This window comes from Methylorubrum suomiense (assembly GCF_022179765.1).
Classification (GTDB): Bacteria; Pseudomonadota; Alphaproteobacteria; order Rhizobiales; family Beijerinckiaceae; genus Methylobacterium; species Methylobacterium suomiense.
Genome location: NZ_BPRE01000009.1, coordinates 63,554 through 89,775, shown reverse-complemented (window position 1 = coordinate 89,775; position 26,222 = coordinate 63,554). Strand labels below are relative to the sequence as shown.

28 protein-coding genes are annotated in these 26,222 nt (G+C 66.9%); 11 read left to right on the top strand and 17 right to left on the bottom strand.

Annotated elements, in window-relative coordinates; genetic code table 11:
* Window positions 1–16 precede the first annotated feature (16 nt).
* Genes MFF26_RS15510 through fliL form a run of 4 tightly spaced genes read right to left on the bottom strand, consistent with a single transcriptional unit; the run spans window position 17 to window position 3,028 of the window.
* Window positions 17–808: a MotE family protein gene (locus MFF26_RS15510; RefSeq protein WP_137827330.1), complete on the bottom strand. Its 792-nt coding sequence runs from the start codon at window positions 806–808 to the stop codon at window positions 17–19.
* A complete protein-coding gene (locus MFF26_RS15505) occupies window positions 805–1,293 on the bottom strand; it encodes a DUF6468 domain-containing protein (RefSeq protein ID WP_137827331.1) in 489 nt (162 codons plus the stop codon). Before MFF26_RS15505 ends, MFF26_RS15510 begins: the two co-directional genes overlap by 4 nt.
* Before the next feature lie 14 nt (window positions 1,294–1,307).
* On the bottom strand, window positions 1,308–2,522 hold the full coding sequence (gene fliM, locus MFF26_RS15500; protein WP_137827332.1) for a flagellar motor switch protein FliM: 1,215 nt from the start codon (window positions 2,520–2,522) through the stop codon (window positions 1,308–1,310).
* The gene (gene fliL, locus MFF26_RS15495; protein ID WP_137827333.1) at window positions 2,519–3,028 is read right to left on the bottom strand and encodes a flagellar basal body-associated protein FliL; all 510 of its coding nucleotides are present in this window, start codon (window positions 3,026–3,028) and stop codon (window positions 2,519–2,521) included. Before fliL ends, fliM begins: the two co-directional genes overlap by 4 nt.
* Before the next feature lie 267 nt (window positions 3,029–3,295).
* Between fliL and flgF the strand changes: the two genes are divergently transcribed.
* The 4 genes from flgF to flgH are packed head-to-tail and all read left to right on the top strand — an operon-like array spanning window position 3,296 to window position 6,699.
* The gene (gene flgF / locus MFF26_RS15490) at window positions 3,296–4,036 is read left to right on the top strand and encodes a flagellar basal-body rod protein FlgF (RefSeq protein ID WP_137827334.1); all 741 of its coding nucleotides are present in this window, start codon (window positions 3,296–3,298) and stop codon (window positions 4,034–4,036) included.
* 25 nt (window positions 4,037–4,061) lie between these two features.
* A complete protein-coding gene (flgG, locus tag MFF26_RS15485) occupies window positions 4,062–4,853 on the top strand; it encodes a flagellar basal-body rod protein FlgG (RefSeq protein WP_137827335.1) in 792 nt (263 codons plus the stop codon).
* 11 nt (window positions 4,854–4,864) lie between these two features.
* Entirely contained in the window at window positions 4,865–5,926 is a 1,062-nt protein-coding gene (gene flgA / locus MFF26_RS15480; RefSeq protein ID WP_137827336.1) for a flagellar basal body P-ring formation chaperone FlgA, read from the top strand.
* A 26-nt stretch (window positions 5,927–5,952) separates the two neighbouring features.
* Complete coding sequence (gene flgH / locus MFF26_RS15475; RefSeq protein WP_137827337.1) at window positions 5,953–6,699, top strand: flagellar basal body L-ring protein FlgH; 747 nt, start codon at window positions 5,953–5,955, stop codon at window positions 6,697–6,699.
* A gap of 280 nt (window positions 6,700–6,979) precedes the next feature.
* Here flgH and MFF26_RS15470 read toward each other — a convergent pair whose 3' ends face one another.
* Together MFF26_RS15470 and MFF26_RS15465 are read right to left on the bottom strand one after the other, a co-directional pair.
* Window positions 6,980–7,294 (bottom strand): ribbon-helix-helix domain-containing protein, encoded by a 315-nt coding sequence (locus MFF26_RS15470; protein WP_137827338.1) that lies wholly within the window; start codon window positions 7,292–7,294, stop codon window positions 6,980–6,982.
* The gene (locus MFF26_RS15465) at window positions 7,278–7,949 is read right to left on the bottom strand and encodes a division plane positioning ATPase MipZ (protein WP_137827339.1); all 672 of its coding nucleotides are present in this window, start codon (window positions 7,947–7,949) and stop codon (window positions 7,278–7,280) included. Before MFF26_RS15465 ends, MFF26_RS15470 begins: the two co-directional genes overlap by 17 nt.
* 315 nt (window positions 7,950–8,264) lie before the next feature.
* On the opposite strand from MFF26_RS15465, the gene MFF26_RS15460 reads away from it, so the two are divergent.
* Complete coding sequence (locus MFF26_RS15460) at window positions 8,265–8,822, top strand: hypothetical protein (RefSeq protein ID WP_137827340.1); 558 nt, start codon at window positions 8,265–8,267, stop codon at window positions 8,820–8,822.
* Window positions 8,823–9,084: 262 nt separating this feature from the next.
* Window positions 9,085–10,089: an NUDIX hydrolase gene (locus MFF26_RS15455; protein WP_238308172.1), complete on the top strand. Its 1,005-nt coding sequence runs from the start codon at window positions 9,085–9,087 to the stop codon at window positions 10,087–10,089.
* A 21-nt stretch (window positions 10,090–10,110) separates the two neighbouring features.
* Here MFF26_RS15455 and MFF26_RS15450 read toward each other — a convergent pair whose 3' ends face one another.
* Together MFF26_RS15450 and argC are read right to left on the bottom strand one after the other, a co-directional pair.
* Entirely contained in the window at window positions 10,111–10,641 is a 531-nt protein-coding gene (locus tag MFF26_RS15450) for a Ros/MucR family transcriptional regulator (RefSeq protein WP_137827341.1), read from the bottom strand.
* Between the two features lie 838 nt (window positions 10,642–11,479).
* Entirely contained in the window at window positions 11,480–12,421 is a 942-nt protein-coding gene (gene argC, locus MFF26_RS15445) for an N-acetyl-gamma-glutamyl-phosphate reductase (RefSeq protein ID WP_137827342.1), read from the bottom strand.
* A gap of 188 nt (window positions 12,422–12,609) precedes the next feature.
* On the opposite strand from argC, the gene MFF26_RS15440 reads away from it, so the two are divergent.
* Window positions 12,610–13,140 (top strand): hypothetical protein, encoded by a 531-nt coding sequence (locus tag MFF26_RS15440; RefSeq protein WP_137827343.1) that lies wholly within the window; start codon window positions 12,610–12,612, stop codon window positions 13,138–13,140.
* A gap of 4 nt (window positions 13,141–13,144) precedes the next feature.
* Here the strand turns inward: MFF26_RS15440 and MFF26_RS15435 are convergent, their stop codons facing one another.
* Window positions 13,145–13,387, bottom strand: coding sequence for a BrnA antitoxin family protein (locus MFF26_RS15435; RefSeq protein ID WP_137827344.1), 243 nt, complete (start codon window positions 13,385–13,387; stop codon window positions 13,145–13,147).
* A 1-nt stretch (window position 13,388) separates the two neighbouring features.
* Window positions 13,389–13,625, bottom strand: coding sequence for a hypothetical protein (locus MFF26_RS15430; protein ID WP_137827345.1), 237 nt, complete (start codon window positions 13,623–13,625; stop codon window positions 13,389–13,391).
* A gap of 237 nt (window positions 13,626–13,862) precedes the next feature.
* Between MFF26_RS15430 and MFF26_RS15425 the strand changes: the two genes are divergently transcribed.
* From MFF26_RS15425 to MFF26_RS15415, 3 genes are all read left to right on the top strand, one after another.
* Entirely contained in the window at window positions 13,863–14,813 is a 951-nt protein-coding gene (locus tag MFF26_RS15425; protein ID WP_137827346.1) for an oxidoreductase, read from the top strand.
* A gap of 93 nt (window positions 14,814–14,906) precedes the next feature.
* Window positions 14,907–15,137 carry a DUF6894 family protein gene (locus MFF26_RS15420; RefSeq protein ID WP_137827347.1) on the top strand — a complete coding sequence of 77 codons (231 nt, stop codon included), beginning with the start codon at window positions 14,907–14,909 and terminating at the stop codon, window positions 15,135–15,137.
* A gap of 174 nt (window positions 15,138–15,311) precedes the next feature.
* Window positions 15,312–16,052 carry a Crp/Fnr family transcriptional regulator gene (locus tag MFF26_RS15415; protein ID WP_137827348.1) on the top strand — a complete coding sequence of 247 codons (741 nt, stop codon included), beginning with the start codon at window positions 15,312–15,314 and terminating at the stop codon, window positions 16,050–16,052.
* 57 nt (window positions 16,053–16,109) lie between these two features.
* Here the strand turns inward: MFF26_RS15415 and corA are convergent, their stop codons facing one another.
* The 6 genes from corA to MFF26_RS15385 form a co-directional block, all read right to left on the bottom strand.
* Window positions 16,110–17,114, bottom strand: a complete 1,005-nt coding sequence (gene corA / locus MFF26_RS15410) for a magnesium/cobalt transporter CorA (RefSeq protein ID WP_137827349.1) — start codon at window positions 17,112–17,114, stop codon at window positions 16,110–16,112.
* Between the two features lie 21 nt (window positions 17,115–17,135).
* Window positions 17,136–17,990, bottom strand: coding sequence for an SDR family oxidoreductase (locus MFF26_RS15405; protein ID WP_137827350.1), 855 nt, complete (start codon window positions 17,988–17,990; stop codon window positions 17,136–17,138).
* Window positions 17,987–18,832 (bottom strand): SDR family NAD(P)-dependent oxidoreductase, encoded by an 846-nt coding sequence (locus MFF26_RS15400; protein WP_238308171.1) that lies wholly within the window; start codon window positions 18,830–18,832, stop codon window positions 17,987–17,989. The genes MFF26_RS15405 and MFF26_RS15400 overlap by 4 nt, the downstream gene beginning before the upstream one ends.
* The gene (locus MFF26_RS15395; protein WP_238308170.1) at window positions 18,829–19,590 is read right to left on the bottom strand and encodes an enoyl-CoA hydratase-related protein; all 762 of its coding nucleotides are present in this window, start codon (window positions 19,588–19,590) and stop codon (window positions 18,829–18,831) included. The genes MFF26_RS15400 and MFF26_RS15395 overlap by 4 nt, the downstream gene beginning before the upstream one ends.
* Window positions 19,591–19,723: 133 nt before the next feature.
* Window positions 19,724–21,997, bottom strand: a complete 2,274-nt coding sequence (gene katG, locus MFF26_RS15390) for a catalase/peroxidase HPI (RefSeq protein ID WP_238308169.1) — start codon at window positions 21,995–21,997, stop codon at window positions 19,724–19,726.
* Between the two features lie 350 nt (window positions 21,998–22,347).
* On the bottom strand, window positions 22,348–23,367 hold the full coding sequence (locus MFF26_RS15385) for a KpsF/GutQ family sugar-phosphate isomerase (protein WP_283207408.1): 1,020 nt from the start codon (window positions 23,365–23,367) through the stop codon (window positions 22,348–22,350).
* Between the two features lie 245 nt (window positions 23,368–23,612).
* On the opposite strand from MFF26_RS15385, the gene MFF26_RS15380 reads away from it, so the two are divergent.
* Window positions 23,613–25,514 (top strand): outer membrane beta-barrel protein, encoded by a 1,902-nt coding sequence (locus MFF26_RS15380; RefSeq protein ID WP_238308168.1) that lies wholly within the window; start codon window positions 23,613–23,615, stop codon window positions 25,512–25,514.
* Between the two features lie 134 nt (window positions 25,515–25,648).
* Here MFF26_RS15380 and MFF26_RS15375 read toward each other — a convergent pair whose 3' ends face one another.
* Window positions 25,649–26,215, bottom strand: a complete 567-nt coding sequence (locus MFF26_RS15375; protein WP_238308167.1) for an AprI/Inh family metalloprotease inhibitor — start codon at window positions 26,213–26,215, stop codon at window positions 25,649–25,651.
* Between the last annotated feature and the right edge of the window lie 7 nt (window positions 26,216–26,222).

Sequence of the window (26,222 nt, the reverse complement as noted above, 5' to 3'; positions counted from 1 at the left end):
TCGTCGGACGATTGCGCTAGCGAACCGCCTTCGACCCCGGATCGATCGCCGGCAATTCTCCCGGCGGCAGGATCGGGGCGGCGGAGGCGGATTGCGGCGCATCGAGACCGCGGGCGCGGTTGGCGAGCGCCACCGTCAGGCGCTCCGCCGGCTCCGAACCCATCAGGGCCAGGACCTCGGCCATCTTGCGCGGGTTCATCGCCAGGACGATCGGCACCAGGGTTTCGAGGCTCAACCGGTCGAACACCCGCGCGGCGTCCTTCGGCTTCATCGTCTCGTACATCGTCACGATCGTCTTGAGGCCGGCCTTCTCCGCGTCGCCCTTCTTCGCGCTGCCGGCCTCGACCTTCTCCTCGGCCTCCTTGAGATCGGACACGCCGGTCTCAAGCTTCCGCTCCGCGTCCTTGAGCATCTGCTCCCGCAGATCGAGAGCGTCCTGGCGCTGCTTCAGCGCATCCCGGCGGGCGGAGAGCTTTTCCAGCAGCGCCCGCTCGGTCGGCGAGACCGGCTCGGGCACCTGCGGTTGATAGACCGGCGGGGGGGCAGGCTCGGCCTTCTTCTCCGGCGTCGAGACGGAGCCGGTGGTGGTCGGGTCGGCGGGCTCGTAATTGCTGCGCGCATGGGCCAGCACGCGGGCGAAGTCGGGCAGCGGCGTCCCGACCGGGCGCGGGTCGCTGCCGAGCAGAGTCGTCAGTTTCAGGACCAGGAGACCGATCGCGGCCAGGATTACGGCATCGATCAGGCGCAGCCGGAAGGGGCGCGCCGGCAGGCTCGCGAGCTTGGCGAGGCGGCGCGCGGGAAGGGTCATGCGGCCTTGGCCCTCAGGCGGTCGAGGGCGCGCTCGGAGAGGGCTTGGGCGGCGGCGAGGGCCGCGCCGACCCGCTCGCCGTTGCCGCCCGCAGTCTCGGTAGAAACAGAACGCGGCGCCGCAGCCACCGGCGCGGGCGTCACCGGAACGGCCGGCGGTCGCGCCTGACCGACGATGGCGGCGATCCGGGCGATCACGCTCTCCCCGGCCGCGACATGGGCGGCGAGGTCGGTGGAGTAGCGCTCGGCGGTCCCGAGGCGTTCGGCGAGGGTGCGGTCGCACTCGTCGAGCGTGACGCGCAGGCCGGCGATGGCCCGCTCGGCGGTGGCGCTGGCGACCACGAGGTCGCCGATGGTGGTGCGCAGGGCCGCCTCATCGGCCTTGAGCTTGCTGATGCGCTGCGACAGCCGCACCGAGGAGGCGATGGTGGCCACCAGCAGGACGGCGACGAGGATGTCGGCGGCGAAGGAGACGAAGAAGGTCATGGGAGGCCGCCGTCCTAGCCGTCGTTGCGGTTCTGCATCGAGGCCTCGTAGGCCTGGAGGGTCGTGCGGGATTGGCGCAGCGGCCGGGCGATCTGCACCGCGATGGCGTCGTCGATCCGGCCGATCCGGCCCTGGGTCAGGGCCCAGTCGCCGCAGCGAACGGTGATGAGGTCGGAGGGCTTGCGGTCGAACATCAGGGTATCGCCGACCTTGAGGTTGAGCACGCGCTTCAGCGGCAGCGTCACCTCGTGCAGCACCGCCTCCATCTCGAGATCCGCCTGCCAGATCTCGGTGGCGAGATGGCTCTCCCAGACCTGGTCGCGCCCGAGCCGCTCACCCATGAAGCTCTGCATGAGCAGTTCACGGATCGGTTCGATCGTCGCGTAGGGAAACAGGATCTGCATCCCGCCGCCCCGGCCGTCCATGTCGAGCTTGAGGCTGATCAGGATGGCGGCATTGCCCGGCCGCGTGATCGTGGCGAAGCGCGGGTTGGTCTCGATGCGATCGATGCCGAAGCGCACCGGCGAGAGCGGCTGGAACGACAGTTCGAGGTCGGTCAGGATGATCTCGACGAGGCGGCGCACGAGACTCATCTCGATCGTCGTGAACGGACGCCCGTCGAGCCGGCTCGACGAGACGCCGCGCTTGCCGCCGAGCAGCAGGTCCATGGTCGAGTAGGCGAGCGTCTGCTCGACGGTGACGAGGCCGGAGCCCTCCCAGAGATCGGCCTTGAACACGCCCAGCAGCGTCGGCAGCGGGATCGCGTTGAGGTAATCGCCGAACCGGACCGAGGTGATGTTGTCGAGGGTGACCTCGACGTTGTCCTGAAAGAAGTTGCGCAGGGAGGTCGAGAGCAACCGGATCATCCGGTCGAAGACGATCTCCAGCATCGGCAGGCGTTCGTACTGGACGACGCCGGAATCGACGATGGCGCGCACGCCCCCCGCACCCGAGGCGGAGAGTTCCCGCAGGGAGAAGCCGAGAACGCCGTCGATCTCGTCCTGATTCAGGATGCGATCGTTGCCGGCGAGTTCGGGGAGATTCTCCGTCTCCCCGTCCTCGATCATCGTCGCCCATTCGGCGGCGACGTCGCCCGCGCTCTTGGTCGTGCCCTGCTCGGCGAGCGCCGCACCCCATTCCTCGGCAAGCGTCGCGTCGCCGCCCTCGGCCCCCTGCTCGGCGAAGGCTGCCGCCCAATCGTCGTCGAGTTCGTCCTCGGGGCCAATCATTGGACGATCACATCCTTGAACAGCACGGCCTCAACCTTCGCAGGATGAATCGCGATGTTGACGCGGCGCAGCAGTTCTTCGCGCAGGCGATAGAGCCCGGCGGAGCCCGAGAGATCGCTGGCGCGGATCTCGCGCAGATAAGTCTGGAACGCGTCCTCGACCCGCGGCATCAGCGGCTTCACCTCGGACTCGACCTTGGAGTCCTTCAGTTCCAGCGCGATGCGCAGCTTGAGGGTGCTGTTCTTGGTCTGGCCGGGATCTGCGCTGAGATTGACGATCATGTCGCGCACATCGACGAAGACGGCCGGCATCTTCACGTCGGCATGCGCGCCGTGCTCGGCTTCCGCCGCGGCCGCCTTCTTCTTCATGAAGACGTAGCCACCGCCCCCACCACCGAGCAGGAGCACGGCCGCGACGATGACGATGAGCTTCTTCTTGGACTTCGGGGCTTCCGCCTCGCCCCCCTCGCCTGCCGTCTCGGGCGCCTTCTTGGGCTTCTTCGCCATGTGCTGCTCGTGATGGAGAGGAGTGGCACGGAAAGGTCCGCGCGCCGGACGCGCAGCCCCGCTTCCGTTCTCGACCGGCGTGGTTAACGTCCGCTTAAGCAGGGCAGAATTTGCCGGGTCGGACTTGCCGCGAGGCTTCGGCGGTCCCAGCGCCGGAAGATGGATTTTTTGAGTAAATCCATGTTTTCATTAAGGTAAATGAAGCTTCCAGGTCTGGCACGGACCCTGCGGAGGGAGGGCATCCGCCGCCGTCATTCGAGGCCAGCCATGCAGAACGCGCTCTTCGTTGGGGTCTCCGCCCAGACCGCGCTCGCCCGCGAGCTCGACGTCATCGCCAACAACATGGCGAACGTCTCGACCACGGGCTTCAAGGGCCGCTCGGCGCGCTTCCAGGAATACCTGATGCCGGTGGCCTCCGCCGACAGCTTCCAGCGGCAGGACCGGCGGGTGTCCTACGTGATCGACCAGGGCACGCCGCTCGACCTGTCCCAGGGGCCGGTCGAGCCCGACGGCAACGCGCTGCATGTGGCGGTCCGCGGCGACGCCTTCCTGACGGTGCAGACGCCGCAGGGTCTGCGCTTCACCCGCAACGGGGCTTTCGAGCTCAACCCTCAGGGCAATCTCGTCACCTCCGACGGTTACGCCGTGCAGGGTGATGGCGGCGCGATCACCATCGGCCAGCAGGAGACCGGTCTGAGCATCGCCCCCGACGGGACGATCTCGACCAATCTCGGCGTGCGCGGCCGTATCCGCCTCGTGACCTTCGCGGATCCGCAGGCCCTCCAGAACGAGGGCGGCAACCTGTTCTCCGCCCAGGCCGCCCCGCAGCCCGCCGGGCCGGAGAGCCGTCTGGAGCCGGGCGCTCTTGAGCGCTCCAACGTCAAGCCGGTCATCGAGATGACCCGCCTGATGGACGTGAACCGCACCTATTCCATGGTGTCGAGCATCGTCTCGCGCCTCGACGATCTGCGCGGCACGGCGATCCGCCGCCTCGCCGACGTCGCCTGATCGCGCCCCATAAGGATCGGCCCCGATGCGCGCCCTCTACGCTGCCGCCACCGGCATGGCGGCCCAGGAACTCAACGTTCAGGTCATCTCGAACAACATCGCGAACCTGCGCACCACCGGCTACAAACGCCAGCAGGCGCATTTCCAGGATCTGCTCTACCAGAACCTGCGCCGCTCCGGCTCCTCGACCTCGGATCAGAATACGGTTCTGCCCGCCGGCCTCGCCCTCGGCTCCGGCGTGAAGACCGTCTCGACCGCCCGCGTCATGTCGCAGGGCACCCTGACCATGACTGAGAAGGATTACGACGTCGCGATCCGCGGCGAGGGCTATTTCCGGGTGCGGATGCCCGACGGGCGCACCGCCTATACCCGCGACGGCTCGTTCGACCTCGACGCTCAGGGGCAGATGGTGACCCGCGACGGTTACCTGCTCGATCCCGGCATCACCGTGCCGAACACGGCCACATCGGTGACGATCGGCGCCACCGGCGCGGTCCAGGCGACGATCCCCGGTCAGACCGCGCCCCAGGCCCTCGGTCAGTTCCAGATGGCCCGCTTCGTCAACAAGGTCGGTCTCGAATCGATCGGCGACAACCTGTTCATCGAGACCGCGGCTTCGGGTCCCGCCGTGACCGGCCTGCCGGGCTCGGAGGGCTTCGGCAACCTCCAGCAGAGCTATCTCGAAGAGGCCAACGTCAACGCGGTCACTGAGATCTCGTCGCTGATCGCGGCCCAGCGCGCCTACGAGATGAACTCGAAGGTTGTGACCGCCGCCGACCAGATGCTCTCCACCACCTCGCAGATGTTCCGCGGTTGAGGATCATCGTGATGCACGCCCTCCGTCCGATCCGCCGCCCGACCCGCCTCGCCGTGATGCCGCCGTCCCGCGGTGCCTTCGGCCGAACCGCCCTCGCGCTCGCGCTCTTCGCGATGCTCGCCGTTTTCGCCGCGCCGCTGATGGCCTCCGATGCGACGCTGCGATTGCGCGGCGACGTCACGGCGCGCGGCGACACCCTCAGCCTCGGCGATCTCGTCGAGGGCGCGCCCGCCGATCTTGCCGACCGGGCGCTGTTCCGCGCCCCCGGCCTCGGTGCCGTCGGTACGATCCAGGCACGCCGCATCGCCGAGGCGGCTTCGTCACTCGGGATCACCGGCATCGAAACCGGCGGCCGGGTGCAGGTGAGCGTGCAGCGCGCCGCCCGTCGGGTGGGCGCACCGGAGATCGAGGCAGCCCTCAAGCGCTCGCTGGAGAGCGCCTACGGCCTCGATCCCAAGGCGCTGTCGGTCCGCCTCGACGGCGAGGCACCGTCCCTACTGGCGCCCGTGGACCTCGACGGCCCGGCAGCGGCGGTCGATGTGACCTACGATCCGCGCACCCGCCGGGTCGCCGGGCTCATCGTGCTGGGCGAGCGCCAAGCCTCGCTCCGGGTCGCGGGCGTCGCCGTCGAGATCCGCGAAGTCGCGGTGCTGACCCGGAATCTCGCCCGCGGGGAAGCGGTCGCCGCCGCCGACCTCGCCGTCGAGCGCCGCCCCCGCGAAACGGTGCCGACGGATGCCGTCGCGGCCGGTGCGCTCGCCGTCGGTCAAGTCGCGCAGCGCCCGGTCGGCGCCGGGCAGGTGCTGCGCTCGGGCGACGTGGCGCCCCCGGAACTCGTCGGCCGCGGCGATGCCGTCACCATCGTGTTCGAGACGACCGGCGTGTCCCTGGCCATGCGCGGCACCGCCAACGAGAGCGGGCGGCTGGGCGCCAGCGTCTCCGTGACGAACGGCGCCTCGAAGAAGGTTCTGCAGGCCGTGGTGATCGGCCCCGGCCGCGTTTCGGTCAGCCCTCCGGCGGCACAGCCCGTCCTCCAGGCCAGCGCGCTTCCCGCGCGGCCCGGCGTCAATTGATCCTCGTTCCGAAGGCATCCTCTCCGATGACCGCTCGCCTCCCCCGTCTCGCCCTGGCTCTCTGCGCCGCCGCGCCGTTGGCCGCTTGCAACACCGTCGACCGCCTGTCGCAGGTCGGCGCGACACCCTCCCTCTCGGCGATCGAGGATCCGACCAGCCAGCCGGGCTACAAGCCGGTCCGCATGGCGATGCCGGATATCCAGCCAGTGAGCTACGCGCCGAACTCCCTGTGGCGCACCGGCTCGCGGGCGTTCTTCAAGGATCAGCGCGCGGCCCGCATCGGCGATCTCCTCACCGTGAAGGTCAACGTCACCGATCGGGCCAATCTCAACAACGAGACCAAGCGCTCGCGCTCGAACGCCGAGGGGCTCGGTCTGCCCAACGCCTTCGGGTTGGAGAGCAGCGCCGCCGTGGCGGCGGCGGGCATCACCCCCGGCAAGCTCATCACCGGTACTTCGACCACGTCGAGCGATGGCGCGGGCTCGGTCCAGCGGGCCGAGACGGTGACGACCAACATCGCGGCGGTGGTCAATCAGGTTCTGCCCAACGGCAATCTCGTGGTCGAGGGGAAGCAGGAGATCCGCATCAATTTCGAAGTGCGCGAACTGATCGTCGCCGGCGTGGTCCGCCCGGAGGACATCGAATCCGACAACACCATCGACTCGTCGAAAATCGCCCAGGCCCGCATCGCCTATGGCGGCCGCGGACAGATCACTGACGTGCAGCAGCCGCGCTACGGTCAGCAGCTCGTGGATATCCTGCTGCCGTTCTGATCGCTCCGAGCGGAAACCCACGCGCATCGATCTTCGCACACCGACGGCGCAGCGACATCCCGAGCGAGGAAACGCCAGAATACGCCAGCCTGCCCGCACCGTTGGTTGCAATACGGACCGCGATTTCGAGGATCGACAACGATCCGATTGAAGGCCGCCCCTCGAAGCTCCGATCAAGGGCGGCACGACGGAAGGCCCCGAAAGGGCATACCGATGGCGGCGTGCTCTTTCGAAGCCTCTCGGTTTTGAGGGCGGCTGGAAGGCACAGCCCAGTCGCGCGTCAGCGCGGGCGCTCTCCCAGAATCTGCTCGATGGAGCGGGCGCCGCGCTGCTTGAACAGCAGATCGAGCGCTTCCAACATCAGCCCGTGCATCTTGGCGCGTTCGGCAAAGGCGAGGTCGCGCAGCTGGTCGTAGACCGGCGGTTCGAGATAGACCGACATCTGCTTGGCGCGCTGCTTGAGCGTTCCCGTCCCGGCCGCCGGGGGCGGTGCCGCCCGGTCGAGGCTGACGATCTCGGCGCCCGGCGACCGGGTGGGCTTCGGGGTCGCCTCCGCGACGATCGAGGCGAGGCTGAGCTTAGGCGGCCTGGACATGACCATCCGCGATCCTGTTCCGGCCAGTCAGCGGACGCGCCGCCTGCATCCGCCGCTCGATCCAGCTCCAGAGCCGGCGCACCTCGCCCGCGGCCTGACCCTTGGGGTTGAATTCGGTCACGCCCTGACCGACGCCGATGGCGTCCTGATGGTCGGTGCGGGCGACGATGTTGACGTCCGGCAGGATGCCGAGCACCGCGAGCCCGTCGGCGGCGTCGCGGATGCGGTAGGAGCGCGGCGGAGTCTGGTTCAGCACGAACGCGAACTTCTTCTCCAGCCGATACACCGCCGCGAGCGTCGGCTTGAAGGCGCGCAGATCCGCGGGGGTCGGGCGGCAGGGAATGATGCAGAGATCCGCCGCGCGGATCGCCGACAGCGTGCCGGACGAATCGACGCCGGGCGTGTCGATGAAGACGTAGTCGTAGGCCGACTCGGCCAGACGCGCCATCACGGCGTCGATCTGCGTGGCATCGATCTGGGCGACCTCCGGTCCCTCCGCGGTGCGATGGTCGAGCCAGTCGGAAATCGTCGCCTGCCGATCCATCTCCAGAATGCAGACGCTGTGGCCCGCCTCCTGGGCGGCGACCGCCAGAGAGATGCAGAGCGTGCTCTTGCCGCTGCCGCCCTTTTGCGTGACGAACGTGATCGCTTTCATCGTGCAGCCCCTCTCGGGGGCCCCGGACCGAACAGTCGCGTCCTGTGATGCCGGGATGCCCTGATCCGTGATCTCATCCCAACATGGTTAATCGGGCGTTAAAGCCGTGCCGTCGCGGGACTGCCGAAAAATCATACCTCAGGTTGATACAACTGCTTGGACGAATTAAACGCTTTACGCGAGTATCTAATCGAAGCTAAGGCTTTCCGCACGGCGGCTCTGGCTGTCAAAATTAATCTCAGGTAATTTAAGCGGACGTCCGGGACGGCCGCCCCGGACGGGGCGAACCCACGTTCGAACCGTTTCGGTGACGACATGACGGCCTTCCAGCCTGATCTTTCGACCGCCTTTGCGGCCTCATCCTGCATCGGGGCTTGGGCTCATGACCCGCAGAGTGATCGCTTCGCGTTGTCGCCCGCCCTCGCCCGACTGCTCATGCTGTCGGAAGATGCGGCGGTCGACGTTCCGCTGGCTCAGGCGCTCACGCGTATCGACCCGGAGGATGCAGCGCGTTTAGAGAGCATGCTTCGGGCAGCGGACGCGGATGGCTACCCGTTCGAGACGGAGTTTCGCACGCGAGAGGCGGGTTCACGGTGGATTCGATTGATGGGACGTTTCGCTCGCGATCCCGCATCCGGCGCGGCCATGTCACAGGGTCTCGCATTCGACCTGACGGAAGGCTTGGTCAGTGGCCCCGTCGAGTGGCTCGCCCAGCGTCGCGCCAACCGACTTGCCGACCACGTCATCGCGATGAAAGGTCTGGTGGTCGGCCTGCGCAATCCGCCCCTGGCGCAGCTCATCGATGTCGTCGCCGTTGAGATCGGCCGCGAAGTCGCCCGCCACCTTCGCGGCGACTCTCACCCGGTTCATTGAGTGGTGCCCGAATGGTCGTGCCGTTCCGGGCGCGTAAGGGGCGATTGGTACCGACATTTCCCCCTGCATGTCCCATCGCGGGACGGCGTTGAAGCCGTGGCCCGTGATTTTGCGCCATATGGTGTCTCGCGCTTCGGCCAAACGAGGTGCCGAGACCGATCCCCTCGTTGACGGTGCCGGTTCCCATCCGGCATGAGCACTGCGTGTGACAGTTCGGACTGCACATCGATCTGCGGCGACGGGGAGCATCGGGTTCGACGGGATGAGCACGGCCGAACCGGGTGTGGTCGCCCTCGCTACGGAGGGCCTCGAACGGGCCGACAACGCGTCGGCGGTCGGACTCGTCGCCGTGATCCTGGCAGCGACCGAGGGCGAGCCGCGCGCCCTGACCGTACAGATTTCCGGGCAGGCGCCCGGACGCAGCAGCGCCCTACCGGCTGGTCCGTTGGTCCCCGAGCACGCGACCCTGGAACGGGGATTGCGGGCCTGGGTGGAACAGCAGACGCATCAGCGTCTCGGCTACGTCGAGCAACTCTACACGTTCGGCGACCGTGATCGGGATGGCGGCGGTCGCGGCGTCCATCTGCTCTCGGTGGCCTATCTCGCCCTCGTGCGCGAGTTGCGCCCGGCCGGCCTCGCCGAGGCGGCGTGGCGCAACTGGTATCGCTACCTGCCTTGGGAGGATTTCCGCGAGGGCCGTCCCGAGGCGTTGGCCGCCATTGAGCCGCGACTGATGGAATGGGTCGCTCAGGGTCCGGACGCCAAACTGCGCCGCTTGCGAGAGGACCGCGTCAGCCTGAATTTCGGTCTCGGCGGGGCATGGAACGAGGAGCGGGTGCTCGAGCGCTACGAGCTGTTGTTCGAGGCCGGTCTCATTCCGGAGGCACGCGGGCAATCCGGTGCGGCCGTGCCCGACGATGCGGCGGCGACGGGCCTACCGATGGCCTTCGACCACCGCCGCGTGCTCGCGACCGCGATCGGCCGCCTGCGCGGCAAGATCAAGTACCGTCCGGTGGTGTTCGAATTGATGCCGCCGGCCTTCACGCTGCTTCAGCTCCAGCGCACCGTCGAGGCACTCTCCGGCACGCGGCTGCACAAGCAGAACTTCCGCCGTCTCGTCGCGCAGCAGGGATTGGTCGAGGAAACCGAGGACATTACGAGCGGCACGGCGGGACGACCGGCTCGCCTCGTGCGCTTCCGCCGTGAAGTCCTCCTGGAGCGACCGGCGCCGGGCGTGCGGCTTACGCCCTCGCGCCGGCCGGGTTGAGAGCGGCCGGCGCGAGAAGTCTCACGCGTCTTTCTTGCGGCGAGCGCGTGGCTTCTTCGCCGGTGCGGCCTCCGCTTCAGCCTCGACCTCAGGCTCGGCCGGGGGCGGCGGCTCTGCGGCGGCTTCAGCCTCGGGACGGCGGCGCTGCTGGCCGAGGCCCAGGGCCCGCGCGAGCTCGGAACGCTGCTCGGAATAGCTCGTCGAGGTCATCGGGTAATCGCTCGGCAGACCCCATTTCGCGCGGTAGGCCTCAGGGCTGAGGCCCCGGAGCGTCAGGTGGCGACGGAGCGTCTTGTAAGGCTTGCCGTCCTCGAACGAGATCAGGAAGTCCTGACTGATCGACTTGCGGATCTCCTGCGGCGTCGCCTTCGGCGGACCGCTATCGGTCGGCTTGGCACTGACCGTTACGGAGCGGATCGCCTCATGCACATCACCGATGAGGCGTGGCAGTTCGGCACTCTGGACATGATTGTTGCTGACATAAGCCGAGACCACATCCGCCGCGAGGGTGATGAGGCGTGCGGTTTCTGCGTCCTGTTCGGTGGTGTCCATGGCGCCGTCTTCTGAGTCTGGAGGATTACTTGCATCACGGTAAGCTCAGGGCTTTACCGGAGCAAGTCTGTTTGTCGATCTTTATTCGATCATGCATCGATCAAAATCGAAACGAGTGGGCACATCTGACATGCCCTGCCTTCCCATGAAAACGCCAAAGGGTGTATTTCGGCGACATCTGGGATGCATCCGTCATAGGATTTTGAACCGAAACGAATATTTCATATGTTAAGAAAAGTTGCTGTGACGGCTGAAAAACCTGTTGGCATCAGTATGTTGGAATTCTCTCCGACATTCCCCCTGGGCGATCCCGATGGCACAGGTCAGTGCTCCCCTCCGCACCGGCGCGGCACCACGCCCCTACCCCGGAAGCATGCGACGCCCTGCCGCACTGCTGCGTATTTTCTGTGGATGGATCGCAATGCCGAGGTTGGGGCAGCGAGTAGCACAGACTAGATTGTGCCCAACTTAGAATTCGAGTTTGAGATGAAGTATCGCCTGGTGCTCAGTCATCCAGGCTCGTTGTGTGAACTCGCCCATAAATTGTCTAAATATTCGACTGGACGAGCATGAGTTGAATGATCAGCACTTTCCAGACGAAAGACCGAATCATTTTTCGGCTTTATTGAAATACAATGATGCCGAAAGTATTGAAGCCCTCGTTTACAACCAATCCTTGACTGTCTCTAACGACTGGGGCGAGACGTTATTTACCGCGGTAGGAAGCCAGGCGCCGCCCAGTCGGGCAGGCCACGCCGTTCATCAAAGCGGTTCCAGACGATCCCACCAGCCGCTCCGTCGGCGCGCAGATCGAGGTGACGTTGCCGCCCGCGCGGCGTCAGTCGAGGCCGAGCATCAGCCCAAGATTTTGGACTGCCGCACCGGAAGCGCCTTTGCCCAGGTTATCGAGGCGGGCGACCAGCACCACTTGCCGGTGCCCATCCGCACCGAACACCCGCAATTCCAAAAGGTCGGTGTCGTTGAGCGCCTCCGGCTCGATCCGCTCACGATGCGCGCCGTCCTCCGCTCCACGCACGACGCGGACCTGATCCGAACCGGCATACCAATCCGTAAGGACAGCCTCGAAATCTCCAGGCGATGGGCGCGCCGGCAGCGTCTCGAGGTGCAGCGGAATACTCACCAGCATGCCCTGACGGAAGTTGCCGACGGAGGGGATGAAGATCGGACGACGGGTCAGACCGGCATAAGTCTGCAATTCGGGCAGGTGCTTATGACCAAAGCCGAGGCCGTAGAGCTCGAAGGCTGGCGCGCGTCCGGCTTCGTAGGCTTCGATCATGCCCTTGCCGCCGCCGCTATAGCCGCTCACGGCATTGACGCTGATGGGCGTATCGGCGGCGATCAATCCGGCCTCCACGAGCGGCCGCAGCAGGGCGATGGCCCCGGTCGGGTAACAACCGGGATTGGCGACCCTGCGAGCGTTCCGGATCGCGTCGGCCTGATCCCGCGTCAGTTCGGCGAAGCCGTAGACCCACCCCTCCGCCACGCGGTGGGCGGTGCTGGCATCGAGAAGCTTCGGGCCACCCCCGGCCAACGAATCGGCGAGGTGCGCCGTCTCGCGGGAAGCATCGTCCGGCAGGCAGAGAACCGCGAGGTCGACCTCTTCCAAGATCGCCCGCTTGGCGTTCGGATCCTTGCGGCTCTCGTGCGGGATGCTGATGAGGACGACGCGCCCGTCGCGCTCCAAGCGCTCGCGGATGCCGAGACCGGTCGTGCCGGCCTCGCCGTCGATGAACACCTTCGGCCTGCTCGCCTCGGACATCGCGATCCTCGCTCGGCCGCACGCGCGGCCGGATGGTTGATGGCGCGCAGGTGAGAGCTTCCCTCGCTCCTGTCAACGCCGTTGCTTGCGCCGGTTCTATCCACTGTTGTGATGGGCCCGCGCGGAACCGACTTTGCGGCCTCCTGTTGACACCCGAATGTCAATGCACTGCCTCATGGAGTGAAACAATGGCCGAGAGCGCGAAGAAAACCGACCCGAAGTTGTGGGACAAGGTGAAGAAGGAGGTGACGAAATCCTCCAAGGGCGGCAAGCCGGGACAATGGTCCGCCCGTAAGGCGCAGATGGCGACCTCCGAATACAAGAAGGAGGGTGGCGGCTACGAGGGTAAGAAGTCCGACGACAATCACCTCAAGCAGTGGACCGAGGAGGAGTGGGGGACGAAATCGGGTAAGGAAAGCGGCAAGACCGGCGAACGCTACCTGCCCAAGAAGGCGCGCGAGAAGCTCTCGGATTCCGAATACAAGCGGTCGACTGCGAAGAAGCGGTCCGACACCGCCAAGGGGAAACAGCACTCGAAGCAGCCGGAAGATGTCGCCAAGAAGACGGCGACGGCCCGCAAGACCGGCGGCAAATCGGGTAGCACATCCGATCGCGGCGGCTCGACGAAGGCGGAGCTAATGGAGCGGGCGCGCAAGCAGGACATCCCCGGCCGTTCGAAGATGTCCAAGGGAGAGTTGGAGCGCGCCCTTTCCGCTTGAACGCTCAGAGACCTGCGGCTGCCTTCAGGGCAGCGTTGATCCGATCCTGCCAGCCCGGGCCGTCCTTCTGGAAGTGATCCAGGACGGCCCGGTCGATACGCAGTGACACGCTTTCGCGGGCGCCAGGGATCGCCGTCGGCGTCGGCGCCGTCGGCGCCGCTTCCGGCGCCTTCCGAGTCACGGCCTTAAAGGCGGCCTCGGCCGCCTGCCGCGGATCGCTCGGTCGCCGGGTACGGTCCATCGCCATCTCAGCTCGCGACCTTCTTGCGGCTGCGCTTCGGTGCCGCGGGCGGCTCGGCGGCCTTCGCGGCCGCCTCTTCGGCCTCCTTCGCGAGCCGCAGCGCCCGCAACTTCACCGTGCGCTCATCCACAGCCTTGACGGCCGCAAGGTGCTCGGCCATGGCCTGCGCCCCCTCGCGCGCCATGCGCTCGGACCGCTCCGCGCGCTCGGCTGCGCGGGTCTTGGCATCTGTGTCGTCGCTCATGAAAGGGTCTTTCGATGAGGGTCGTGCCACGCAAAATCTCGTGCGCGGCAAGCGGCGGCCCGGCGGAAAGCGAGACGCACGGGGCGGCAGCGGTCCTCGGACAGGATCGTCGGGACTTCGGAAGGGTTAGCACGAAAGCACCGGCGAAGACCAATTCGCTGGGCGCAGAACGGGTTATTCCGCGTCGATATGCACAAAGATCGCGCATTGCCGGGTGTTGGTAAGAGGAGACCCGCCATGGCGGTACGAGGTTGGACCACGACCGACATCCCGACGCAGGCCGGTCGGATCGCCCTTGTGACCGGGGCGAGCTCCGGCATCGGCTACGAGACCGCGCTGGCGCTTGCCGGCGCGGGGGCACGGGTGATCCTGGCGGTGCGCGACCCGGCCAAGGGCGCCCGGATCGCGACGACGATCACCCGAATTCATCCCTCCGCGCGCCTCAGCGTCCGCGAACTCGACACCGCGCGTCTCGCGAGTGTCCGGGCCTTGGCGGATGCGTTGCAGCGTGACGGGGATGTGCTCGATCTGCTCGTCCTCAATGCGGGCATCGCGGCAGTGCCCCGGCGTGAGGAAAGCGAGGATGGCTTCGAACGGCAACTCGCGACCAATTATCTGGGCCATTTCGCCCTCACCGGCCTGCTCCTGCCGATCCTTCGGCCGTCGCACGAAACCCGCATCGTCGCGGTGGCGAGCCTCGCCCATCGCAGTGGGCAGATACGCTTCGACGATCCGCACTGGCGCGGCACCTACGGTCCGCAGAAGGCCTACCGCCAGACCAAGCTCGCGATGCTGATGTTCGCCCTGGAGCTTGAGCGCCGGCTTCGGGCTGCGGGACGACAGGAGCGCGCATTGGCCGCTCATCCGGGTTTGGCGCTCACCGATGTGTTCCGCCGCGGCGACCGAGCTGGATGGCTGCAGCAGGCGATCGGCCGGGCTTTGTTTACCCTCGCCGGTCAATCCGCTGCGCAGGGAGCCCTGCCTGTTCTCTTCGCGGCCACCGCCCACGAGGCGCGGGGCGGCGGTTACTATGGGCCGGACGGTGTCTGGGAGGCACGAGGCATGCCCAAGCCAGCCCGCGTCTTTCCGCATGCGGCGGATCGTTCCGACGCGGCGCGCCTTTGGGCCATGTCGGAGACGATGACGGGCGTCGTGTACGATTGGTCGGACACACCCGCTCACGCCTAAAATTTGCCTTGTGCGCAATTTAATTGGGTGTCATTGCGTCCGATCGAGAGGCGCGTACGCGTCGGAAGACGACCGCAATTCAGGAGTTGCCGGATGCCCCGCTTTTTCTTCAATGTGCAGGACGGCGTCGACCTTCGCGATGAGGAAGGTATGTTGCTTCCCGATCTCGACGCGGCCCGTCGCCTCGCAATTCAGTATGCCGGCGCGCTGCTGGGTGAGAGCGGCCAGAGCATCGGCTTCGGCGACACGTGGCACCTCGAGGCGACCGACGAGGCGAAAAAGGTGGTGTTCCGTCTCGATTTCCGGGTTCGTGCTGCGGCCTAGCCCGGTCTGACCCAGGGCCCGCATTGCGGACCTTGCTGAAAAGACTTCTCAACGACGGGAAGATCACGCAGGCTGGACGCCAGATCACGGCATCGTCACGGTTCCGAGCGTCGCCGCATCTTCGATGGTGACGGCCCACGATTCCGTCACGAGTCCGTCCGCGAAACAGGCCGCATGTCCCCAACGACCGACCGTTTCGTGCCTCCCTTGATCCGCCGGCTGCGGAGCACCGCTACGCTTTCGGAAACGGTGGTCGAGGCGATCAGAACGTTGCCGGTCTCCCTGCGCAGCTACGAACCCGGCCAGGAGATCCTTCGAGACGGTGAGCGGCCGGCTTGTTGTCTGGCGGTGGTCGATGGCTGGGTGTCCCGCCTGAAATTCCTGCCCGGTGGCGGACGGCAGATCATCGCCTTCCATATCGCCGGCGACCTGCCGGACTTGCAGAGCCTGCATCTCGGCGTTCTGGATCATGGCATCGCCGCGCTGACGCCGTGCACGGTGGCCCGGATACCGCACGAAGCGCTGCGCGAGCTTTCGGCGCGGCTGCCCGAACTTGCCGCCGTCCTCTGGCGCGAGAGCATGATCGATGCGGCGTTGTTCCGTGGCTGGTTGACCGCCAACGGGCGGCGATCGGCCTATGGCCGCACGGCGCATCTCCTCTGCGAACTCTCCCTGCGTCAGCGCGCGGTGGGCCTGAGCACGGGACGGACCTGTCCGATGCCGCTGCGCCAGACCGACTTCGCCGATGCGATGGGCCTCACCTCGGTTCACATCGCCCGGACGCTCGGAGCCCTGCGGAAAGCGGGCTTGATCACGCTGCAAGCTCGCACGCTGACGATCCACGATTGGGATGGTCTCTGCGAGGCGGCCGAGTTCGATCCCGCCTACCTCCATCTGAAGAGCGTCGATCGCTAGACCGACATCTTCAGGATTCAAACAAGGGCCTGAGGACACGCGATCTGAGGACGATCGTTACAGCCACTTCTTCCAGCGGAAGAAAACATAGGGCAGCACGGCGGCGACCACCATCATACCGATCGCAGCGGGATAGCCGAAGCTCCATTTCAGTTCCGGCATCGTCTCGAAATTCATCCCGTAGATCGACGCGATCAGGGTCGGCGGCATGAACACCACCGCCATGACCGAGAACAGCTTGATGATGTTGTTCTGCTCGAGATTCACGAGGCCGAGGGTGGCATCGAGGAGGAACTGAATCTTGGAGGAGAGGAACGTCGCGTGCTCCTCCAGCGATTGCAGGTCGCGCAGGGTCGAGCGCACATCCTCACGCAATTCACGCGGGGCCTTGGCGGTGCGATAGGTCGCCGAGAGCGACAGCAGGATGCGCTCCATCGAGACGAGGCTCTCGCGCTGCTTCGAGATCAGGTCGCCGTGGCGTCCGAGCGCCCGCAACGTATCTTGCAGGGCGGTGTTTCGGGCGGAAGGGTCGTCCCGTTCCTCGAAGATCTTTCGCGACAACCGGTCGATGCGCTCGCCCTGAAGCTGGAGCACGTCGGCGGCGCGATCGATCACCGCCTCGATCAGCCCGGCCAGGATCGTTTCGCCGGTGGTCGAGCGCGAGGGCCCGTTGCCGGTGGTGCGCCCGGCCCGCTGCGCGTACATCCGGAACGCCTGCGGCTCCTCGTAGCGCACCGTGGCGAGGCGATTGTCGCGGAGGATGAAGGTGATGCCGGCCAGGCCCGGCTCTTCGGAATCGCTCACCTTCGACAGCACGCGACCGGTCATGTAGCGGGCGCCCTCTTCGACATAGAGGAGTTCGGAGGGCTCGATGTCCTTCATCTCTTCGCGGGTCGGCACCTGGATGCCCATGAAGGATTCGACCTTCACGTCCTCCTCGCGGGTCGGACGGATCATGTCGATCCAGACCGTGTCCTCGGGGATCGCGTCCTGCAATTCGAGGGGGCGCCGCTCAAGCAGGGTCTGCGCGGCGCCGGCAACCGGCTGGTGAATGAAGATCAAGGGTGAACTCGAGAATGGCGTCTAGTCGAGGGCGCCGGGCGGCGGCTCGCTCGCATCCGGCACGAAGAAGTCCGGCGCAAGGGGGACACCCGCTGTGACGCGGTATTTTGAAAAGTCCGTGACACCCTGTTCCGCCAGGAAGCTGTCGTCGATGAGGAAGCGGCCCGTGAACGTCCGCGCCGGCTTCTCGAACAGGGCGTGGGCCGCATCCGCCATGATCTCCGGCCTGCGGCTCGCCCGCATCAGCGCATCGCCGCCGAGCAGATTCTGAATCGCCGCCGTCGCGATGGTCGTGCGCGGCCACAGCGCGTTGACCGCGATGCCCTTGGACCGCAATTCGCCCGCGAGCCCGAGAACGCAAAGCGACATTCCGAACTTCGCCATGGTGTAGGCGAGATGCGGCGCGAACCATTTCTCGGCCATGTCGAGCGGCGGCGACAGCATCAGGATATGGGGGTTACCTGCTTTCTCGAGATGCGGGATCGCGTGCTTGCTGACGAGGAAGGTGCCGCGCGCGTTGATCTGATGCATCAGGTCGAAGCGCTTCATCTCGGTGTTGGCCGTGTTCGTCAACGCGATCGCGCTCGCGTTGTTGACGACGATGTCGACCCCCCCGAACCTCTTCGCTGTTTGGTCGAGGGCATCCTTGACGGCGTCTTCGTCGCGGACATCGACGACCAGCGGCAGAGCTTTGCCACCAGCCCGCTCGATCGCCTCGGCGGCGGTGTGGATCGTGCCTTCGAGCTTCGGATGGGGCGTGTCGGTCTTGGCTGCGATGGCGATGTTGGCGCCGTCGCGCGCCGCGCGAAGCCCGATGGCGAGGCCGATGCCGCGCGAGGCCCCGGTGATGAACAGCGTCTTGCCCTGGAGGCTCATGTATCCCTCACGATCCGGAAGCGCTCCGGCCGGCTGCCATCGGCGTCGGTGAAGCCGTAGACCTGTGCCAGATCTCCGGCATGCAGAACCTGCCCGCTGTGTTCCAGCACCTCCGGGTCGGCGGCGAGCGCGGCAAGGGCGCGGCCCGCATAGAGCGGGGTCTCGGTGGCCATTTCCGACTGCCCGGAATCCTGGACCCGTTCGGTCGCCACGAACCCGGGCGAGAGCCCCAGGGCGCAGACCTTGTGAGGCGCGAGTTCCGCCGCACAGGCGAAGGCGAGGCGGTTCGTCACCGATTTGGCGAGATCGTAGTACAGGTCGCCGAGGTAATCCTCGGTGCCGAACGAGACGAAGGCGATCAATCCGCGCCGCGCCGACACCATGGCCGGCGCGACCGCCCGGGCGAGCAGCAGGCCCGGATAGGGACCGGAGCCGAGAAACCCGGCGAAGGGCTCTGCCGAGCGTCGCCAGAACGGGGTGCCCCAACTGGCCCCGTCGGGATAGCGCTCGCCGTCATAACCCTCGTTGCCGCCCCAGACGCTGGAGACCGCCACGTCGATCCGCCCGAAGCGCCGCAGAACCCAGTGCACCAGTTCGTCGACCTGCCGCTCGCTGCTGTGGTCGCACAGGTAATGATGCCCCTCGCCGCCCGCCGCATCGACCGCACGGGCCGTGTCCTCGATCGTCTCCGGCCGGGTCTCGGTGGGCCGGCCGGTCTCGGACGAGCGGGCGGTCACGATCACCGTGGCGCCCGCCTCGCCGAGGCCCCGTGCGATGCCGCGCCCGACGCCGCGGGAGGCTCCGGCTACGAGACAGATTTTCCCGCGCAAGGGCAAGGTCACGGCTTGCGCGCGCCCGACAGGAAGCGGCTGAAGGCCTCCTGCGCCTCGGCCGAGGCGAGGCGCTCGACGAAGGCCTCTGCCTCGGTCTCGATCGCCGCCTCGACCAAAGCTTGATCGCCCCGCATCAGCTGCCGGGTCGCGGCCAAGGCCGCGCGCGGCAGCGCGGCGAGGCGCGCGGCTCGTTCCAGGGCATGCGCTTCGACCGCGTCCGACGGCAGAAGGGCGGTGGCGAGGCCGAGCGACAACGCGGTCTCGGCATCGAACGCTTCGGACAGGAGCAGCAACGCCGAGGCCCGCGCTGTACCGACCCGGCGCGGCAGCAGCAGGGATGCGGCGGCCTCCGGCACGAGGCCGAGTTCGACGAAGGGCATGCGGAAGCGCGCCTGGGGGCCGACATAGACGAGATCGCAATGGAGCGTCAGCGTCGTGCCGATGCCGACGGCGAGCCCGTCCACGGCCGCGACCAGCGGCGTGCGCGTACGGGCCAGCTGGCGGATGAAGTGCAGGGCCGGCATGTCGAGGAAAGAGCCACCTCGGGCCGTGGCGACGAAGTCGGCGAGGTCGTTGCCTGCGGTGAAGGCGCCGGGCAGCCCCGCCAGCACGACGGCGCCGATATGGTCGGAAGTGTCCGCCGCGGCCAGCGCCTCGCGCAGGGCGTCGTACATCGCGCCGGTCAGCGCGTTCTTCTTTTCCGGTCGGTTCATCCGGATCAGGCGTACGCCGTCCGGGCGGTCCTCGATGGTGACATGCTCACTCATGCGCGACCCGCTCCCCGCGCCCTGCCCCTCCCTTCCTTCGGACGGATGGCGGTGCTTGTCGAGGGGCGGGCTTTGACGCGCAGCTGGCGCGGCGACCGTGCGATCCGAATGTCGCCCGGTCGCCGCGAGCGGATCAGACCCTGAGGTCGAACCGGTCGAGGTTCATCACCTTGTCCCAGACTTTCACGAAGTCCCGGACGAAGCGCGCATGCCCATCGGTGCCGGCATAGACTTCCGTCACCGCTCGAAGCTGTGCGTTCGACCCGAAGACGAGGTCACAACGGGTGGCCGTGAACTTCGTCTCGCCGGTGGCGCGGTCGTCGAGTGTGAAGGTCATTCCCGAGTCGTCCGCCTTCTTCCACTCGTAATCCATGCTGGTCAGCACGGTGAAGAAGTCGTTCGTCAGGACGCCGACGCGGTCGGTGAAGATGCCGTGACGGGAACTGTCATGGTTCAAGTTCAGGGCCCGCAATCCCCCCGTCAGCGCGACCCATTCGGGGGCGGTGAGCGCCAGCAGATTCGCCCGATCCAAGAACACTTGCTCGGGCGCGACCTTGCCCTGCGTGATCTCGGCGAAGCGGTCGTCGATGTAATTGCGGAATCCGTCGACCACGGGCTTCAACCACTCGAAGCTGTCCGCGTCGGTCAGGTCCGGCCGCGTGTCCATCCGCCCCGGCGCGAAGGGAACGGTGACGTCGACGCCGGCATCTTGGGCCGCCTTCTCCACCGCCGCGCACCCGCCGAGCACGATCAGATCAGCGAGCGAGACCTTCTTGCCCCCCGACGCCCTGCCGTTGAAGCTCGCCATGATACCGCGCAGGCTGTCGATCACCCCGACGGTACGACGGTTGACCGCCCAACCGGATTGCGGGGCCAAGGCCAAGCGGGCTCCGTTGGCGCCGCCGCGCTTGTCACTCTTGCGATAGGTCGAAGCGGAGGAGAAGGCCGTGAAGGCCAGATCCGACACGGAATGACCGCTTGCCAGGATCTCCGTCTTGAGGGCCTCGACATCGGCGGCCTCGATCAGCGGGTGATCGACCGGTGGGATCGGGTCCTGCCAGAGCAGATCGTCCTCGATCTTTGCTTCGGGACCGAAATACCGCTCCTTCGGGCCCATATCGCGGTGAGTCAGCTTGTACCAAGCCTTCGAGAATTGCAGTGTAAAGTAGTCAAAATCGCTCAGAAACTTCTGGCAGATCTCGCGATAGACCGGATCGACCTTGAGGGCGATGTCGCTGGTCATCATCATCAGCGGGTGGGTCTCGCCGGGCACGTGGGCATCGGGTGTGCGCGGCGCGTCCGGATCGATCGGCTGCCATTGCAGGGCGCCCGCCGGGCTCTTGGTCTGCTTCCACTCGTACTTGAAGAGGTTCGTCAGGTAGTCGTTGTCCCACGTCGTCGGGTTCGGCACCCAGGACCCTTCGATGCCGTTCGTCATGGTGTGCTCGGCAGCGCCCGAGCCCTCCGGGTTGTGCCAACCGAGTCCCATGGCCTCCATCGGCGCAATCTCCGGCGGCGGGCCGATGCGGTCGGCCTTCACCATGCCGTGGCTCTTGCCGAAGGCGTGACCGCCCGCGATGAGCGCGACGGTCTCTTCGTCGTTCATCGCCATGCGGGTGAAGGTGATGCGGATGTCGCGTGCGGACGCGGCCGGATCGCCACTGGCATAGGGCCCTTCCGGGTTCACGTAGATCAGCGCCTGATGCGAGGCCGCGAGGGGATTCTCGAGGTCGTAATCAGGATCGCCGTTCTTCCCGCGCCAGCGCTTGTCGCGGTTCACCATGTCGTCGAAGGAAGCGACGTTGTTCGGGTCCCACAATTCGGGTCCCCAGTAAGTGGCGTTGTCCGCCTCCCAGGCATCGCGCCGCCCGGCAGCAAAGCCGTAGGTCGGGAACTCCATGATCTCGAGGGCGACGGTACCGGTCAGCACCATCAGATCGGCCCAGGAAAGGGCGTTGCCGTATTTCTGCTTGATCGGCCAGATCAGGCGGCGCGACTTGTCGGTGTTGCCGTTGTCCCACCAGCTGCTGATCGGGGCGAAGCGCTGCAGACCTTCCCCTGCGCCGCCGCGCCCATCGGCAATGCGGTAGGTGCCGGCCGAGTGCCAGGCCATGCGGATCATCTGGGGACCGTAATTGCCGTAATCGGACGGCCACCACGGCACCGAACTCGTCAGGAACGAACGGATGTCGGCCTTGAGCTGCTCATAATCGATGGATTCGAAGGCCGCCTTGTAATCGAAATCGGCGCCGAGCGGATCGGCCTGCGGCCCGTTCTGATGCAGTGTTTCGACCCGCAGCCGGTCGGGGTACCATTCTTCCAGGGTCGGCGGCGTCGCGAACGAGCCACCGATACGGTCACCGCCGAAGGGACATTTGCCCGAAAGGGCGTCTTTGTAGGTTTCCATCGTCCATCCCCTGTCTCATTGCGCGCGCGCTCGACGGGGGCCGTATGTCCGGCCCTCCGGCCGTGCAGGCGCGGGGCGACGGGTCACAGCATCGAGCTGGCCACCGCAGCGTCCTGTCGTCGAAAGATGCCGTCGGGGTCCGTGACCCTGGAACGACACGCCTCAAACGCTCACGCTCGACGATGTTCCCGGGTGCGACAGCGCTATTTTAACGCACGTTTAGGACGATATTCTTGGAAATTTCGGACCCTACGGGTCGCTTTGGGCAAGCCAAGCGACAGATATTTATCAATCAATGAAAGTCGTTAGGACGCTTGAAAGGAACGACTACTGGGGAGCCTGGGAGCCGATCAGGCGACACCCGTGCGCAACAGATCGTGATAGTGGACGAGACCGACCGGGCGCTCACCCTCGACCACCACGAGCGCGGTGATCTTCATTGCCTCTTGGATCTGTAGGGCCTTGGCCAGCAGGGTCTCCGGTGTGATGGTCCGGGGATTGCGGGTCATCACAGCGTCGACCGCGAGTTCTTCAAAGCCGTTCTTCGTGAAGATCGCCCGGCGCACATCGCCGTCGGTGAGGATGCCGGCGAGCCGGCCTTCCGCGTCCGTGACCAGCACCGAGCCGAACCCTTTGGCTTCGATCTCGGCGACCGCCGCCCGCATGGGGGTTCCCAAAGCCACGATCGGCAATTGCTCGCCGTCATGCATGACCTCCCGCACCTGACGGAGCGACGCGCCGAGCTTGCCGCCGGGATGGAACACCGAGAAGTCGCGGGCCGAGAAGCCCCGCGCTTCGAGGAGCGCTACGGCGAGCGCGTCGCCGAGCGCCAATTGCATGGCCGTCGAGGTCGTCGGCGCCAGCCCGTTCGGGCAGGCTTCCTTGGCTTTGGGCAGGGTGAGGCAGATGTCCGCTTCCCGTCCGAGCGTCGAGGCGGCATTGGCGGTGATCGCCACCAGCGCGACGCCGTAGCGGCGGGTGTAGCCGATGATGTCGGCGAGTTCCGTGGTCTCGCCCGACCACGAGAGTGCGAGCACCACGTCCTCGGGTTGCACCATGCCGAGATCGCCATGGCTCGCCTCGGCCGGATGGACATAGAGGGCGGGCGTGCCGGTCGAGGCCATGGTCGCGGCGATCTTGCGAGCGACATGTCCGGACTTGCCCATACCGGTGCAGATCACCCGGCCCCGCCCAGCGCCGATCCGCGCGACGGCGTGGGCGAAGGCCGCACCCATCCCGTTGTCGATCGCCGCCATCAAACAGGCGAGTCCGTCGCGCTCGGTCTCGATGGTGCGCAAAGCCGAGGCAATGGCCGGCAAGCGGGCCACGCCGGCCACGTCCATTTCCTCGATTCGCTGGGCTAGGGCCATGAAGGAGTCGCGTCCGTTCGTTGAAGTCTCGCTCGCGTACTGAGCCCGAAATGCGGTCGCAAGGGGGTCTGGAGGGTAGCCTGCAACGTAGGCGTGAGCTGGACGCGGGTGCCCAGCCGCCTGCACAGCCCGAAACCCCCCGTTAACCCTGTCCGGTATAGCTCCATTAACCATGGTGGACCGGCCTCGATCCGAGGGTGTCGGCGGCGGGCCCACCGGCCGCATCGAGGGAAAGAGCGCTGCCGGTGACACGCGATCGGCCGATCACGGGACAGCGCGGATGCCGCGCCGGGGCGGGCGCCATCGCTCGGCCGCGGGGCTTCGCGCCGCTGCTCGCCGCGGCGCTGCTGCTGGCGCCGAGCGCGGGCCCGACCTACGGCCAGGACGTCGATCCCGCGGTGATCGCTCCGGCGGAGGGGGCCGATTCGGGCGCCCAGCCCACTCGTCCCCGTTCCGGTGGTTCGGCCAGCGACGCCGGCTCAAGCCTCCGCGGCGGCAGCGGAGCTTCCGCTCCTGGCGGCTCGGCGCTCGGCTCTTCGGTCTTCACCCAAACGACGCCGGGCGCGACGAGCGGCAGTGGATCGGGTGCCGGTGCGAATGGTTTCGGTTCGGCCGCGTTCGGTCCGCGCAATCCCGCCTTCTCGACGAGCGAGCCTCCTTCTCCGGCCGCCACCGAGGACGACAGCGTGGCGCGCCTGCCGCGATTCCGCACGGGGTCTCCCACGACCGGCGGTGCTAGCGTCAACGGCGTGCGGCCTTCCCTCCTGCGCCAGCGGGCGGCGCCGGCGCGGCGACTCGGCTCGCCAACCAAGCAGGTCACGCAAATCCGCACGCAGCAGAGCACGACGGATCTGCGACTATCGCCGGTGATCCAGAGCCCGGTCTCGGGCATCCCCTTGCCGACCTCGATTGCACCGCTCGGCCTCGTCAACCCGGCCGGCATCCTTGGTCTGGGTCTCGGCCTCGGCTTCGGGAACGCTTTTCGTGCCGGGCCCAACGCCGTCGATCCGGCCTACGCGCCGCTCGGCTACCGCCTCGGCACCTTCACGATCCTGCCCGCCTTCACGCAGAGCCTCGGCTACGACACGAACCCGAACCAGACCGTTGCCCGCGCCGCGCAACCGTCCCTGGTCCTGCGCAGCGAGGCGGAATTGTCGGTCCGCAGCGACTGGTCTCAGGCCGAGTTCACCAGCGAGATGCGCGGCAGCTATCTCGAATATCCAGACAATCCGGATGCCAGCCGCCCCAATGCCGTCGGCGTTTCGCGGCTGCGCGTCGATGCCAATCGCGACACCCGTATCGATGTCGAGACGCGCTTCCTCGTCGACACTCAGCGCACCGGTTCGCCCGATCTGAACGCCGCCACCGCCACGCGCCCGCTCTTTGCCAGCTACGGTGCGACGGTCGGCGTGCAGCAGAACTTCAACCGTCTCCAACTCTCCCTGCGCGGCTCGATCGATCGGCAGGTGTTCGAAGATGCGCGGCTGTCCAACGGCGCGGTGATCCGCCAGAGCGACCGTGACGCCAATCAGTACGGGTTGCGGCTGCGCGCCGGCTACGAGGTCTCGCCGGTCTTCACGCCGTTCGTCGAGACGCTGATCGATACCCGCATCTACGACACGCCGGTCGACCAAGCCGGGCTGCGCCGCGATTCCGACGGCATCGCCTTCACGGCTGGAGCCAGCATCGAAATCAATCGCGCCCTCACCGCGGAGATCTCGGCAGGATTGCAGCATCGCTCCTACGTCGACCGCGCCCTTCGGCCGATCGATGCGCCCCTCGTCAACACCGCTCTTGTCTGGGCGGTCTCACCGCTGACCACCGTTCGCTTCAACCAGCAGACCGGCGTCATCGAGACGTCGGTGCCCGGCTCGAGCGGCGCCTTTACCGACGTCGCCAGCCTCGAGGTACAGCACGACCTGTTCCGAAACCTCTCGATCAATCTCGGCGCCACGTATCTCGCCAATACCTACGAGGGTGTGCGGATCCGTGAACGCGGCTATTCGGCTTTCGCCCGCCTCGATTACCGCTTCAATCGGTGGCTGACGTTCCGCGGAAGCTATATCTGGTCGACGCTCACCAGCACCGGCGCAAATTCGAGCTACGAAGGGCATGCCGTGCTGCTCGGCGTGCGGGTGAACCCCTGACGGCGCTTCGGCGGGAGCCCCCGCACGGCGCGGGCAGTTTCGGAGTGGCCGGGGCGCGGAATGCGTCCCGGATTGGCCTAACCGTTCACCGACATCATGTCGGCTCACCCTCTCGGTCGGGAGGGAGCGTCCCGTCAGCGGGCCAGCGACAGCTGCGCGCCGGATTTCGACAGGGCGCCGTCCAAACTGCCGCCGGCTTGGCGCAGACGGGCCGTGACGGTGCCGCCGGGCTGGTACAGGTAGACCTCACCGTCGCGGAAATCCCAGGCCGAAACCTTGGCCAGATCCTTGTTGGCGCAGCCCGAGGTCGAGGCCTTGTAGAGGTCGAGGGCCGGTGCGCTCGAGAGCGAGACCCGGCAGGAACCGCTGACATCGGTGGCGTTCCACGAGCCCACCACCGAGGAGCGGCCCGTCGCGACGACGGGAGCCGGAGCGGGCGGGGGCGGCTCCGGAGCGAGTGCGGGAGAGGGCGCGGCGGCAACGCTGGGCGGCGGCGGTTCGACGGGAGCCGCGCTCGCGCCGGGCGGCGGCGCCAGCGGCTCACTCGTCACGGTTCCGGCTGGCAGCGCCGGTGTGGCAGGTTCCAGGGCAGCCTGCGGTCGCGGACGGTCGCGCGGGGCGTCGAAGCGCGTCGTGCCGCAAGCACCGAGGCTCATGACAAGCGCAACACAGGCAGTGGTCGACAGAAACCCGCGCGGCATCGAGACC